The following is a 13,758-nucleotide window of genomic DNA, read 5'->3' as shown; positions in this document are numbered from 1 at the left end:
TCGTCCATTGTGTGGTTCTTCTGGGCATCTTTTGGCTCACGCCCTCGACGAGTTCCGCGAGCCGGGCGAACCGCTCTCACTATTTTCTCACTGGAAGCCCACCGCCACATCACTTACTGTCGCCGCGTAGATAGTGCGTGTACGCACGAAATACCGAGTGACCCGTCATGGCCGCCGGACACGACATCGCGATCGCCCTCCGCGCCGCGTACCTGGCCCTCCACCGCCGGTCGGATGCGGCGTTCTCGGCGCACGGCGTGACCGCCGACCAGTTCGTCCTCCTCGCGACCCTCGAACGGGGGCACGCCCTCACCCAAAGGGAACTCGGCCGCCGGATGTCGTCCGACCCGAGCACCGTGCGGGCGATGCTCGTGCTATTGGAGAAGCGGGGTCTGGTCGAACGTAACAGTCACCCGACCGACGCCCGCGCCCGGACGGTCGCCCTGACGGCCGAGGGCAGGCGAACGTTTCGCGAGTTGTGGACGGTCGGCGAACCGATCCGGCAGCGGATGATCGGCGTACTCAGCTCCGACGAGGCGGGCACACTCGTCGGGCTACTGGCGCGGGCCGCGGAATCACTGAATGCGGACCGCGTGCCGGTCGGCGGATCGGCTTCCTCACACTCCCCGGAGGACGAACGATGAGCAGTCGCATCCTGGTTCTGGCCCTGCTGGCCTGCGGGCCGGTGATGGCCCACCCGAAGGGCGACAAGAAACCGGACGGCGGGGCCGAGAGGTACCCGGCCCCGCCGAAGGACTACGACAAGAAGCGAGACAACATCGAGCGGGGCAAGGTGGAAGTGGTGGAGTACGACTCGTCCACCGTGGGCAACAAGCGGAAGGTGACAATCTACACCCCGCCGGGGTTCGACCCGAAGGGGAAGACCAAGTACCCGGTACTCTACCTGCTGCACGGCATCGGCGGGGACGAGAACGAGTGGCCGAAGGGCGGCGCGATCGCGGTGCTCGACAACCTGTACGCCGACAAGAAGCCGGTGCCGATGATCGTGGTCATGCCGAACGGCCGGGCGCAACCGAACGACCGCGCGGAGGGCGACGTGTTCCGCACCGCCCCGGCGTTCGCCAAGTTCGAGGGCGACCTGCTCAAGGACCTGATCCCGTTCGTCGAGAAGACGTACCCGGTGAGGGCGGATCGTGAGTCGCGGGCACTCGCCGGGCTGAGTATGGGCGGCGGGCAGTCGCTCAACTTCGGACTGGGGAACCTGGACACGTTCGCCTGGGTCGGCGGGTTCTCGTCCGCCCCGAACACCAAGAAGCCGGACGACCTGATTAAAGACCACGCCGACGCCGCAAAAAAGCTCAAACTCCTGTACGTGGCGTGCGGGGACAAGGACGGGCTGATGCGGGTCAGCGCGGGCGTCCACAAGATGCTCGACGAGAAGAAGGTGCCGCACGAGTACCGTGTCATCCCCGGCGGGGCGCACGACTTCAAGGTGTGGAAGAGCGACCTGTACCACTTCTCCCAGCTCATCTTCCGAAGGGCCCCGGAGAAGACGGACGAGCCGAAAGCCGAGAAGAAGGAGCCGGCCGACGCGGGCAAGCCGTCGGCAACGAACCTGCCGAACGCCCAGTACCCGAAGGTCCACACCGACGGGCGGGCGACGTTCCGGTTCAAGGCCGTGGACGCCAAGAAGGTGCAGGTGTTCACCAACTACGGGCTGGGGCCACGCGGGCACTGGGACATGACCAAGGGCGAGGGCGGGGTGTGGTCGTTCACCTCACCGCCGATCGTGCCCGGCTTCCACTACTACGGCTTCCTCGTGGACGGGGTGTTCGTGAACGACCCCGGCACCGACACCTTCTTCGGCACCAGCAAGCCGACCAGCGGCATCGAGATCCCCGAGAAGGGGGTGGACTTCTTCCACGCCAAGGACGTGCCGCACGGCGAGGTGCGGTCGCGGTGGTACACGTCGAAAGTGACCGGCCAGACCCGGCACATCCAGGTGTACACCCCGCCGGGCTACGACGCCGACCCGAAGACGAAGTACCCGGTGCTGTACCTCCAGCACGGCGGCGGGGAGGACGAGACCGGGTGGACCAAACAGGGGCACATGAACTTCATCCTGGACAACCTGATCGCGGAGAAGAAGGCGGTGCCGATGGTCGTGGTCATGGAGAAGGGGTACGCGACGAAGGCGGGTGAGCAGCCGGCAGCCCCGGGCCGCGGGTTCGGCGGCGGGGCGTTCGAGGACGTGGTGCTCAAGGACCTGATCCCGATGATCGACGCGACGTACCGCAGCATCGCCGATAGGGACCACCGGGCCATCGCCGGGCTGAGTATGGGCTCCGGGCAGGCCATGCAGATCGGGCTGACGCACGCCGACACGTTCTCGGCGGTGGGGGCGTTCAGCGGGGTATTCCGTCAGGGGGACGTGAAGTCCGCCTACGGCGGGGTGTTCGCCGACCCGACCGCGTTCGACAAGAAGATGGGCCTGCTGTACCTGCACTCCGGCGACCAGGGGCTGGACGAGGGCATCCACAAGGCGGCCGAAGACTTGTACTACACCCTCCAGAAGGGCGGGTCAAAGAACGTGGTGTTCCGCGACCTCAAGGGTCAGGGGCACGAGTGGCAGACGTGGCGGGTCGCCTTCCACGACTTCGCTCCTCGGCTGTTCCAGTCGAAGAAGTGAGCCGCATCGGTCACCCCGGCAGCATCCGCGACTCCGGCTTGGCGAGCGGGTGCTGGTCCTTGCGGCCGTCGGCCACGACCGCCACCCACTCGGCCAGCCGCCGCCCGAGCAGCCGGCATCCCTCCTTGACCTCTTCGTCCCGCGGCTCCCGCGCGGCAACGGCCCCGTAGTGGCAGGTGGTCATCTTCCCGGCGTAATCGGTCACCCCGAACACCAGGAATCCGAAGTTCATCAGAACCATGTACAGGGACTGGCAGGCGATCTCGGCCCCGCCACCCCACCCGCCGCTGGACGAGAAGGCGCACGCCACTTTGCCGTCCACCTTCCCCCAGTGGTCGAACATGGTTTCGTCCCAAAACCGCTTCATCTTCCAGGACAAGACGCCCATGTTGGTCGGGCTGCCGACGGCCAGGCCGTCGCACCAGTGGACGTCTTCGGGCGTTGCCGCTTCTACCTCCCGCAGCCGGACCTCCGTACCGGGGATCGACCCCGCCCCCTCGGCGACCAGGCGGGCCATCGCCGCGGTGTTCCCGCTGGCCGAATGGTAGATAACCAGAACCTTGCCCATCCGCCCCTCCGATCGTGATCCCCGACGACACGCTGAAGGGAGTATTAGCGGTAACGGCAGGAGCCGGCATCAAGCCTGGCCCGCAGCGATCACCCGTTCCACCGCTCCGACACCGGGTGAAGTTCGACTTCCCAGTCATCGAACGGTACCTCGGGGTGGAACGACGGGTCGCAGTATGCCCGGATGTGCTCGGCCGCCCCCGACCCACCGGGCGTACAGCCGGTTCCGCGGGCCGGGTGACTGGTCGGCAGGTGGACCTCGTCGAACGGCTCGTGGTCGAGCAGCGTTTTGAGCGGCCCGGCCTGACCGGTGAGCGGCGTCGGCGGGTTCAGTCCGCGGAGCACATCGGCCTGCTGGTCCGGCGGGAGCGTTGCGGCCAGCGCCCGGAAATCGGCGTACCCGATCCACGGCACGAGCACCCGGCGCGCGGCTATAGCTGGAACCATTTTTTGGACGATGGGACAAAATTATTTGGGCTCATGTCTTGTATCGGATGTCGGCCGATTTGGGCTGATCGGCAGTGGGGTGGGTGCCGGGCAGGATGCGGAGGACGTCGTCGGTGACGACTTTGAGGTTGTGTTCCCACTGGAACAGGGCGACGTATTGGGACAAGAACCACTTGCTCACGCCACGGAACGAACGAAGGACGTTCCGCAACCCCGTCCACGTTCCTTCCATCGTGTTGGCTCGAACCTCGCGGGTACCGTCCCCGTCGTCGTCGCGCGCCCACTCCCGATTGCTCGGCGAGTGGCAGATCGTGGCCTGGGTTCGACCCGTCTTCGCCAACTCACCGTAGGCCTTCCACTCGTCGGTGTTCACGGTCGCGGTCGCCGTCGTCGCCCCCGTCACGAATGCTTGCAGGGTCCTGCTATCGGTTCGCTTGACGACCTGCATGCGCACACGCCCGGAGTCCCGGCCGACCGCACCGGCCACCGGCGGGCGGTCGTTGTCCCAGGTGCCATAGCCCCGCCGCTTGTTCGCCCGTCGCCGGGGCGGGTCGTCGGGGTCGCGATGCGGGAGCCCTTTTTCCCCCGCATTCTGGAACATCTCGTCGGCTTCGGTCACCGGGTCTGTCAGGGCATTTTGCGGCAACGCTTGCTCGGCCCAATTCTGAATTTGGTGCCGCAATGGTAAGAGCGAGGTCCGACTACACTTCAGCTCCCGCGCCAATTGCGCACGGGGTGTTCCTTGGGTCACCCCGCGCAAAATCAGTAGTAACACGGATGGCTTGCGTCGCGTGCCGTGGAATCTCGTGCCAGTGAAGATATTGAACACGCGCCCGCATCCGTCGCAGCGGTGCTCGGGCACGGCCTTGCGTCGATACCTTGCGACGCTTGGCACTGCGGACAGCGTAATCCTTGCGGATGCAACAGCGACAGCAGTCTCGCATAGCAGGCCGACTCGTCCATCAAGCCTGTTATTGGGAAGTCCATCGCATCATCCTTGACACGCAAACGGAATCCCCCAAGCCTACCTCCATCCACTGGTCGCGTAAACCCAACATCCAGTGGAAGATATGAGCCGTAACTTCTACCTGACTGCGATGAAACAGTTCTGCAAATGGATAGTGAAGCATGGCCGCGCGGGAAGCGACCCGGTGGATCACCTTGAACCGCTCAACGTGCGCCTCGACCGCCGACACGACCGCGCGCGATTACAGTGGACGAGGTGAAGAAGCTGCTCACCTTGACCGGCGCGGGAGTGGTACGTGGTGGAATGACCGGCTCAGAACGTCGACTGCTCTACCTACTCGCCCTCGAAACTGGTTTGCGTGCGAATGAACTCCGAAGTTTGACCCGCGCCGCATTCGACCTGAACGACAGCGGGCCGACCGTGACCGTCGCGGCTGGTTACAGCAAGCGCAGGCGCACGGACACACCCCCTTTACGCCCGGCGCTCGCCGCCGAACTCCGTGGCCACTTGGCGAGTAACCAGCCCGCCGCACTCGCCTTTAGCGCTCCTGGTAACCCGACCTTCACCCGGATGTTCCAGTTTGATATCGGCGCGGCAGGAATTGTGTACCGTAACAAGGACGGGCGCGTTGCAGATTTTCACGCGCTGCGGCACACATTCATCAGCAACGTGACGCGGTCGGGTGTGTACCCCAAAATCGCGCAGTCGCTCGCCCGTCACAGCACGATTACGCTGACAATGGATAAATACTCGCACACGCTCGTCGGCGAACAGGCGGACGCACTGAAGGGATTGCCGGACCTGACCGGGCCAATCGCGAATGAGACGAAGAAGACCGGCACAGACGGCCGCGGTGAGGGAAATCACTTGGCGGACCACTCGGCGTTTTCCGGGCGTCAACAGTCTGCTGATGTGGACTTCTGTAGGCTACACGGTTGCGACGAGAACACAGGGGAAAAAGCGATCTTAACCCCTGAGATTTCCAGTATTTCACCGGAAATCTCAGGGGTTAAGATCGAAGAGGCCTCGCCCGGATTTGAACCGGGGATGACGGTTTTGCAAACCGTTGCCTTACCACTTGGCGACGAGGCCGTGCGCGAATCAATCACCGCCTCGAAATGTTATCGGGCGGGGCCGGAAGTGTCAATTCCGCGCCCCTTTCATCGGACGCCGGCCGCACGCGACTTGAGGCTCTTCCCCAGTTCGGTCATCCGGCGCTTGCACTCGTCGCGTGCGGTCACGAACCCGGACACGGTCACGTTTCCGGCGCGGAGGTAGTTCAGCACCACCGATTCCGCGTCCATGAACCCGGCGCACCCCTCGGCCGTGAGTGCCGCGAGTTCGTGCGGAATCGTGGTGATGCCGTTCCGGTCGCCGTGGAGCAGGTCACCCGGGTTGATCCAGACGCCCCCGGCGCGGACCGGCACTTCGAGTTCCACGATCTGCGTGTAACCGTGCGACGGCATCGTGCCGCCGGTGAAGCACGGAAACTTCAGCGGTTCGACCTGGTCCAGATCGCGCCCGCACCCGCTCGTCACTAACCCCACGCACCCGAACGCCTTGTACGTGGTACACATGATCTCGCCGAACGTGGCCGCGGTGGGCGGGTCGTCCAGATCCTGGAACACGACCACTTTGGGGCCACTCAGGGCCGCGATTCGTTCGACCTGCGCCCCCAACCCCATGTACGTGTCGCCACCACGAGGCGGCGCACCGGCGCGGAACGTCGCGGTGGTCGCGAACCCGACCATCGGCGGCAGGGCGGGGTAACACGCCGTGATGCGCGCGTCGGTGTAGCCCACGATGCGCGAGCGCATCTCGAAGAGTTCCAGCACGTTGCACACGGTCGGCGTGTCGTACTTGCGAAGCTCGTCGAGAACGGCGGCGGGGATTTCGACCGACATGATTGGAGAGTCCTCGGGGAAAGAAGCACATTCCGAGCGGCGTGCGTTTCCGATGTTTTATATTGCAGGAGGTACCGTCCCGGGGTATCCTTCTGGAAATGGTCGAAGCGCGAGAATCCCACCAAAACCATTCTCGTGCGCGTAATTTCGCGGCGCCAGGGCCGAAATGAAGGAAGGTGCATCGCGCATCATTCCTTCAAACTGCGAAGTTCTGCAGGGCTATTTGCGTTCGGAAGCCGCGTTCGATCCCGCCAAAAACTTCCGCCGAGGCGTTCCGCCATGCTCAGCATTCCCTTCGGTCGCGTTCGCATGTGCGACGGTGTCTCCCGCCGGAACTTTCTGAAGGTCGGGGCGCTCTCGTTCGGCGCCATGAACCTCACACTGGCGGACGTGCTCCGCGCCGAAGCCGCCGCGAAAAAGCAGGACCCGTTCGGCCGCACGCGGCACAAAGCCGTCATCAACATCTTCCTCGGGGGCGGCCCGCCGCATCAGGACATGTGGGAGATCAAGACGGAGGCGCCGAAGGAGATCCGCGGCGAGTTCAAGCCGATCGCGACGAAGGTGAACGGCGTTCAGATCGGCGAGACGTTCACGCGCATCGCGTCGATGGCGGACAAGTTCGCGTTCGTCCGGTCGATCGTCGGCGCCCGCGACGGGCACGACGCGGTTCAGTGTACGACGGGCTTTCTCAAGGCGTCGCTCGCGCCCCTGGGCGGGCGCCCGAGCATCGGCAGCGCGATCGCGAAGCTGCAGGGGAGCGTCGATCCGAGCGTCCCGCCGTTCGTCGGCCTCGCCGAGCGCACCCAGCACGTGCCCTGGAGCGATTCGGGCCAAACCGGGTTCCTCGGGAACGCCTACGAGCCGTTCAAGCCGAGCGGCCCGGACATGGCGAACATGGTCCTCAATGCCGCGAACAAGGACCACCTGCCGGACCGCAAGAAGCTCCTCGCCAGTTTCGATGACATGAAACGGAGCGTCGACCACGCCGGCGGGCTGCGCGGGGCCGATGCCGCGACCGAGCGCGCCTTCGACGTGCTCACCTCGAACCGGCTGGTCGAGGCGCTCGACGTCTCGAAAGAGAGCCAAAAAACGCGCGACCGCTACGGCAGTGGCAAGCCGTACCAGTTCCAATACGACGGCGCGCCGACCGTGAACGAGCACCTGCTCGTCGCCCGGCGGTTGGTCGAAGCCGGGGCGCGCGTGGTCACCCTGAGCTTCGGGCGCTGGGACAGCCACGGCAAGAACTTCGACCTCGTCCGCGACCACGGCGGGAAGCTCGACCAGTGCCTTACGGCCCTCGTTGAAGACCTGGACGTGCGCGGGATGCTGAACGACACTACGGTGATCGCGTGGGGCGAGTTCGGGCGCACCCCGATGGTCAACAAGGACGCGGGCCGCGACCACTGGCCGCAGGTGAGCTGCGCGATTCTGGCCGGCGGCGGGATGAAGACCGGTCAGGCGATCGGCAGCACGGACCGCACCGGCGGAACCGCGAAGGACCGCCCCGTGACGTTCGGCGACGTCTTCGCCACGCTCTACCACAACATGGGTCTGAACGCAGAAACCACGACGATCAACGACCCCACCGGGCGCCCGCAGTACCTCGCCGAAGGCAAGGCGCTGCCGGAACTGGTGTGACACGCGGCGAGCGCCTGTGTCGCGAGCGGGGGGCTGATGCCCCCTGTTTGCGTTTAATCGAGAGCACGGTGACGCATGGTGCGCGCCCCGCTGTGGCTGTTCCTCTGCCCCTCCTGTGGAACGGGGTTGTCGTTCGGCGACACGTTGCACCGCGTTGAATGCCCGAGGTGTCGGCACCAAACTCTGTACCCGAGCGCGGAGGCGTTCGGGGCGGCAGAATGGGACGCGGACCCCAGACCGGACTACCTCTACGGGTGCCTGACCGCGCTCGACTGCGTGCCGAGTTCTCGAAAGTGCCGGCTCCTCTACACCACGGTCGCACGGACCGGGTTCGACTGGCGCCGGGACCGGTGGTTCCGCCTCGCGATCGAGGCCGCGGAGCAGTGGGCGGACACCGACCAACCACCGTTCGGTGTCGATGACATTGTCCGCTCATTACGCGGGCCGGCGCCACGCATCTTCACCGCGAGTTGGGACGCACTCCAGGTCGCGGTGGGCAGTTTGAGCGCCGCGCCACTGATATCAACCGGGAATTTTCGTCCCGCGACGCAGCACGCATTTGCCGGCGCCTACCGCGAGTTGTTCCCCAACCCGTTCGTTCCGCTCGAATGGAACCCGAACTGGCGCACGTCCACGGTGCGCGACCTCGCGCGGCACATTGACTCCACACGCGACTTCGGCGCGATGCCGATTCTGGCCGATGCGCTCCAGGACGCGGGCTGCGAAGACGAGCACGTCTTGGGTCACTGCCGCGCGAGTACACCTCACGCCCGCGGGTGCTGGGTGCTCGATGCGGTTCTCGGCAAGTCATAGCGACCCGTGAGTGGCCACCGCCCGGGGCGCCCGGTTCTTGTGGCGAGCTTGACGCGATACGCGCGACTACGGACAATCTAACTTGCAAGAAGGCTCTCGACCGTTTGGCTCTAACTGGCCCGCGATCCCACCGGTCGGAGTCGCACGCCCCGCGTGAGCGCCGCCCACGATCACCGTCACGAGGTCACTCCATGTACCGCTCCGTTCTGGCCCTCCTGCTGATCGTGCCGGGCGCCCGCGCCGCCGATCCGATCGCGGGTAAGATGCTACCCCTCCCCGCGCCCGGCGGGTGGGTGATGACGCCCGACGGGGTGACGCTCATCGTGTCCCAACCGGATAAGGGCGAACTGGCCTACTTCGACACGGTGACCGAGCGCCAGGTGAAGCGCGTTTCGGTCGATTTCAAGCCATCGGTGATGGCCATCCAGGGCGACACCCTCTTCGTTGGCGCGAAGGGCGCGTCGACCGTCTACACCCTGGAAGCGAAAACGGGCAAACAGAAGAAGGAAATCGACCTGGGTGGGGACGCCGTGGCCCACATCGCGTGCCACCCGACCAAGGGGCTCGTGTACGCATCCACCGCGACTTACAAGATCTACGCGGTCGACCCCGCGGCCGGCACCGCGACCAAGACAAAGGCGATCGGCCACTTCCTCGCGGTCGATCCGATCAACGGGTCGGCCCTCTTCACCGGGGTGCAACCGCCGAACGACCAGGGAGAGATCCTGATTCAGGACTTCCCCGACGGACGGGTCAAAATCACCTTCGATCGGTGGGGCGCACGGGCATTCATCGTGAAGTACGCGCTGGACGACAAGGGGCCGAAGCCGGTGTCCGTACAGTGGAACGCGGCCGTCAGCGGGCACGGGCTAACGATCAGCCCGGACGGGAAGAAAATCTTCATGCCGAGCGGGGGCGGGTGGCGCCCGCCGGTCGGCGTGAACACCGGGGGCGGGGGCGAATGGGCCGCGTTCAGCACCGAAAAATTGACGGGCCGGGTCGGTGAGCTGACGGGCGGAACGAACATGGCCTTCCACCCGGTTCTGAACTTGGGCGTGCTGAACCAAGCCGGGCGCGACATTCAGTTCTTCAACCCGCGGTCGCTGATTACGGGAAAGGCGTTCAGCTTTTCACCGGGCGGGGACGCGCGGCCCCTACTCGTCACCTTCGGGGGCAAGGGAACGAAGATCGTTCTCTGGAACGGGGACAACCCGGCGAGCGCGACCGAAGGGCTGCACTTTTTGCCCCTGGAGCTGACCGCGGCCGACCGAACGGCACTGGAAAAAGTGTACGGCAAGCTGCCCGCCACCGGCTCCCGACCGACCGGGAGTTCGACCGCACAAGCCCCCAAGAAAGGCGAACCGGCGCCCAAAAAAGCTATGCCGGCAAGCCTGACTGGCGGGCCAGGTTTTCCAGGCTTTTGAGGTAGCTGGCGGGATCGCGTCGGAACTGCCGCTGTTGGGTCCGGGCCGCTTCACGAAACCCGAGCTCCTCTCGCAACTCGCGCCAGGCGAGCACCGACGTCGGTGCCAACTCCTCGGCCGTCGCCTCGCCCAGCCGCGTCATCAGCCCGGCCACCAGCCGCACGCTCCCGCGCACGACCAGCCCCGGCGACGCCACTTTCCGACCGCTGCACCGCCGCTCGTGGTGCCGGTGGCTCCCGAACAGTTGCTCCAGGTCGTTGTTGGTCCGCGGCAGGTCCCCCACGTCGTAGGTGTGGAACAAGCCCGGCTCGTAACTGCGGCTCACCTTCACGAAGTGATCCAGCGGCTCGGACAGGTCGGGGCGCTGTCGGCTCATCGCGTCCATCTCCCGGACCCGTTCGTCCCACCGGGCGCGGACCCCGGCCCCGGTCCGGCCGTCGTAGTTCGAGAGCTCGTGGGCGACCCGGTACACCCGATCGAACAGCTCCTTCACCGGCGCGAACAGTGCCGCCGTCCCTTCGAGCCCGCGTGTGATCATTCCGTGCAACCGGGTCAGCTCCCGGCCCGCCCCTTTTTCCCCGCGCCCAGCTTCTTCAGGCTCCCCGCCACCGCGTCGAGCCGCCCGCGCAGCCGCAGCCCGGCCGAGTCCAGCGGCGGACGCCCGTCGTCGGTCAGCGCGCTGCGGACCGCGGAACAGTACCCGCGCACGACCTCCGCCTCCGCATCGCTCCGGTCCTCGACTCGACGCTCGACCTCGCGCACCCCGCGGACGCGCTTCTTGAGCTCCTTCTTGGCGTGCCGGTCGGCCTCGTAAACCGGCCCGGCCGCCTCCCGCAGGTAGTGGAACTGGCACAACTGGTGCGGCACTCCGGGCAGCGCTTGGGCCACCGCGTTGCGGATCGAGTGCTGCCCGTCGGACACGACCCCGGCGATCGGCACCCCGACGGCTTCGGCGGCCTGGGCCAGCAAGGCGGCCAGATCCGCCCGGCACGCCGACAGCAGCGACTTGGCCAGGACCACACGCCCGCTGAGCACGTCGCGGATCACCCACAGCACCTCGTGCCCGACGTCCGGCTGGAGCCCGTCGAGCGCGAGTAATACCCGCCCCTGCTTCTCGAACGCCGGGCGCATCCGGTCCGGGTTGGTGGCACCCAAGGTGCGCAGCTCGTCGAACCGGTGGAGCAGGTTGGTGACCGTGCGAACTGACAGGGCCACACCGCGGGCAACGAGTTCGGCGTGGATCTCGGGCGCGGTCCGGTGCGCGGTGTACCGGCGGTTGCCGGCGTACGCGACGACGTCGAGCCCGAACTCGTGGTGCGGGAGGGCGATTCGGCCTTCGGCCTCGGGTCGGAACGGGACCGAATACAGGTCACACGGGCGGTGACGGCAGCGGCCGATGCGCAGTGTGTACCGGGCGACGCCGGCCAGCGTGGTGACGGTGCGGAAGTTGGAGTAGTCGAGGTACAGGTGATGCCCGCACGCCACACACGCGGTGGCGACCGGGGTCAGCGTTTGCTCGGCGGTTGGCGCGGGACGACAGGTGCGACGGGCCATACGAACACTCCGTGGAGGCGCAACCCATCATCACTCAACGCCTTCTGCACCACCAGTCAGGCTTGCCGGCATAGAAAAAAGGCGAACCCACCCCCGCACCCACAAAGGGAGATCCGGAACCCGAAGAGATACCGCTGCCCCCCGGCGCCATTGCCATCGCCGGTTTCAACGACGCCAAGGGCGAAAACAGCGACAAGACACCGGACTCGCCGTACCCACTCGGCAAATCGAACGTGCGCGGCGGGTTCGGCGAGGCCGGCTGGAAGGGCGTCTGGGTCGCTGATCCCAAAGCGAAGTTCGTGAAGGACGTGGTCGCGGAGGGCGACGGGGCACTGTACCTTTCGGGAACCGCAGGTTACGGCCGGGCGTGGAGCAACCCCCAGAAGGGTAAGTTCGTGATCGAAAACAAGGTCCGCTGTCCGAAGGACGGGGGCGTGAAGTGCTACATCCAGGAGAAGGATCACTTCACCACCGGACCGATGTGGGCGATCTCCGAGGGTCATTTCATGGCCCTGAACGGTAAACCCGGTTCCGAGGGCGACTGGGTCCGAGTGACGCCGTGCAAAGTCGATACCTGGTACACGCTCCGGTTGACAATCGATGTGAGCAAACTGTCTTGGACAATGGCCGTTGACGGCGGCACCCCGAGCGAGGAATTCCGATTCCGCTACAACCCGGGCGCACTCGAAAAGATCGGGTACCTAGTAGAGGGTAAAGAGTCCATCTACATCGACGCGCTCCGCATTTTGGAGGCGGGCGACAAAAAGTGATCGGCGGAGATCGTGGTGCGCGAAGCCCTGCGGGTGCCGTCGCGCACCGGACCCGGTGACAGAGCCCGTACCCGCAGTATCGGCCGCTTGCGCGGTGCGGGGGACGCTCCATTCGACGAGATCGATGTGCGCGTTTTAGCTCTCAACTTGTTGCGGTCGGCGCCGGCCAACGGTACGCGCGCGGGTCCATCGCGCGCCACGCTTTACCCATCTGTGCCCAGGCCGAGCGCCAGAACCGGCCGAACGTGAATCCCCCCGCGCGGAGCGCCCGCCGGTGCCCGGCCCACACCGCGAGCGTGACGCCGGCGAACAGCACGCGGTGGGCTCCCATCGTAAGCACCCACAACACCCGGGCGCGCCCGCGGTGCAGGACCGCGAGGCGCTCGCACTGGAACCGCAAGTGCGGGACTTCGTCGCGCAGGATCTGGTGGCAGATTCGGCGCAGCACGGCGGACCCGGTCGCGCGCCGGAGCGCCGCGTAGTAGAGCATCGCGTGCGACTCGACCATGACGACCACCGTGGCCCACACTTCCATCTGATGCAACACGTGGCGGAAGCACCGGAACACGGCGTCGCCCCAATCGCGGCCCTTTCGCGGCACGCCGACCAGGTCGAGGTACTTACCGAGTTCCGCTCCGTGCCGCTGCTCTTCCGCGATGAACAGTCGGATCGCGTCCACAAAACCGGGGTCGTTCATTCGGACCGCGTACCGCGAAGCCGCTCTCGTCAAGCGCGTGCCGTCGGACGTTTCGCCGAGCTGCCACGCGCGGAGCGAACCCGCGATCTCCGCCAATTCTTCGGGCGATACCCCGGCCCCGCAGCCCCACGGAACCGGCATCAGGTTAGTCGCGTTGTGCCGAAAGTACGCGACCCATTCGGCCGAGTTCCAAACGGTCGGCAGCGCGTGCTTCGTGAGTGCCGCGCTCTCGGTGGTGAGAGTGAGAGCTTCCAGCATCGCGCTCCTCATGTCCCGGTCTCCTTTTGGGATCGTAGATTAGTTTGCAATGCAAAGTTAATAGGCGAA

At 65.9% G+C, this 13,758-nt stretch carries 12 protein-coding genes, 1 tRNA gene and 1 pseudogene; 7 read left to right on the top strand and 7 right to left on the bottom strand.

Annotated elements, in window-relative coordinates; genetic code table 11:
• Window positions 1-167 precede the first annotated feature (167 nt).
• Together J8F10_RS32110 and J8F10_RS32105 are read left to right on the top strand one after the other, a co-directional pair.
• Window positions 168-644, top strand: coding sequence for a MarR family winged helix-turn-helix transcriptional regulator (locus J8F10_RS32110; RefSeq protein ID WP_210660798.1), 477 nt, complete (start codon window positions 168-170; stop codon window positions 642-644).
• On the top strand, window positions 641-2,650 hold the full coding sequence (locus J8F10_RS32105) for an alpha/beta hydrolase-fold protein (protein ID WP_210660796.1): 2,010 nt from the start codon (window positions 641-643) through the stop codon (window positions 2,648-2,650). The genes J8F10_RS32110 and J8F10_RS32105 overlap by 4 nt, the downstream gene beginning before the upstream one ends.
• A 10-nt stretch (window positions 2,651-2,660) precedes the next feature.
• On the opposite strand, the gene J8F10_RS32100 is transcribed toward J8F10_RS32105, so the two are convergent.
• The 3 genes from J8F10_RS32100 to J8F10_RS32090 form a co-directional block, all read right to left on the bottom strand.
• Window positions 2,661-3,218, bottom strand: a complete 558-nt coding sequence (locus J8F10_RS32100) for a flavodoxin family protein (RefSeq protein WP_210660794.1) — start codon at window positions 3,216-3,218, stop codon at window positions 2,661-2,663.
• Between the two features lie 89 nt (window positions 3,219-3,307).
• Entirely contained in the window at window positions 3,308-3,664 is a 357-nt protein-coding gene (locus J8F10_RS32095) for a hypothetical protein (protein ID WP_210660792.1), read from the bottom strand.
• A 31-nt stretch (window positions 3,665-3,695) separates the two neighbouring features.
• Window positions 3,696-4,493 (bottom strand): IS1595 family transposase, encoded by a 798-nt coding sequence (locus J8F10_RS32090; RefSeq protein ID WP_315854243.1) that lies wholly within the window; start codon window positions 4,491-4,493, stop codon window positions 3,696-3,698.
• A 384-nt stretch (window positions 4,494-4,877) separates the two neighbouring features.
• On the opposite strand from J8F10_RS32090, the pseudogene J8F10_RS40990 reads away from it, so the two are divergent.
• Window positions 4,878-5,378, top strand: a pseudogene (locus J8F10_RS40990) (site-specific integrase); the annotation flags it as partial.
• Window positions 5,379-5,652: 274 nt separating this feature from the next.
• Here the strand turns inward: J8F10_RS40990 and J8F10_RS32080 are convergent.
• Together J8F10_RS32080 and J8F10_RS32075 are read right to left on the bottom strand one after the other, a co-directional pair.
• Window positions 5,653-5,723, bottom strand: a tRNA-Cys gene (locus J8F10_RS32080).
• 68 nt (window positions 5,724-5,791) lie between these two features.
• Window positions 5,792-6,535 (bottom strand): RraA family protein, encoded by a 744-nt coding sequence (locus J8F10_RS32075; protein ID WP_210660788.1) that lies wholly within the window; start codon window positions 6,533-6,535, stop codon window positions 5,792-5,794.
• A 279-nt stretch (window positions 6,536-6,814) separates the two neighbouring features.
• Between J8F10_RS32075 and J8F10_RS32070 the strand changes: the two genes are divergently transcribed.
• The 3 genes from J8F10_RS32070 to J8F10_RS32060 all read left to right on the top strand — a co-directional run bounded on the left by J8F10_RS32070 (window position 6,815) and on the right by J8F10_RS32060 (window position 10,410).
• On the top strand, window positions 6,815-8,173 hold the full coding sequence (locus J8F10_RS32070) for a DUF1501 domain-containing protein (protein ID WP_210660787.1): 1,359 nt from the start codon (window positions 6,815-6,817) through the stop codon (window positions 8,171-8,173).
• Between the two features lie 75 nt (window positions 8,174-8,248).
• Entirely contained in the window at window positions 8,249-8,986 is a 738-nt protein-coding gene (locus J8F10_RS39445) for a hypothetical protein (protein ID WP_246523689.1), read from the top strand.
• A 191-nt stretch (window positions 8,987-9,177) separates the two neighbouring features.
• Window positions 9,178-10,410: a YncE family protein gene (locus J8F10_RS32060; protein WP_210660785.1), complete on the top strand. Its 1,233-nt coding sequence runs from the start codon at window positions 9,178-9,180 to the stop codon at window positions 10,408-10,410.
• Here the strand turns inward: J8F10_RS32060 and J8F10_RS32055 are convergent.
• A protein-coding gene (locus J8F10_RS32055; RefSeq protein WP_210661762.1) for an ISNCY family transposase occupies window positions 10,364-11,877 on the bottom strand; the annotation gives its coding sequence in 2 pieces (ribosomal slippage) (window positions 10,364-10,993 and window positions 10,996-11,877; 1,512 coding nt in all). The genes J8F10_RS32060 and J8F10_RS32055 overlap by 47 nt on opposite strands.
• Window positions 11,878-12,197: 320 nt before the next feature.
• On the opposite strand from J8F10_RS32055, the gene J8F10_RS32050 reads away from it, so the two are divergent.
• Window positions 12,198-12,734, top strand: a complete 537-nt coding sequence (locus J8F10_RS32050; protein ID WP_210660783.1) for a hypothetical protein — start codon at window positions 12,198-12,200, stop codon at window positions 12,732-12,734.
• A 142-nt stretch (window positions 12,735-12,876) separates the two neighbouring features.
• Here J8F10_RS32050 and J8F10_RS32045 read toward each other — a convergent pair whose 3' ends face one another.
• Window positions 12,877-13,701 (bottom strand): ferritin-like domain-containing protein, encoded by an 825-nt coding sequence (locus J8F10_RS32045; protein ID WP_246523687.1) that lies wholly within the window; start codon window positions 13,699-13,701, stop codon window positions 12,877-12,879.
• Window positions 13,702-13,758: the final 57 nt, after the last annotated feature.

This window comes from Gemmata palustris (genome assembly GCF_017939745.1).
Taxonomy (GTDB): Bacteria; Planctomycetota; Planctomycetia; order Gemmatales; family Gemmataceae; genus Gemmata; species Gemmata palustris.
Note: the sequence above shows the minus strand (reverse complement) of the source record. Positions and strands in the feature narration are given on the sequence as shown.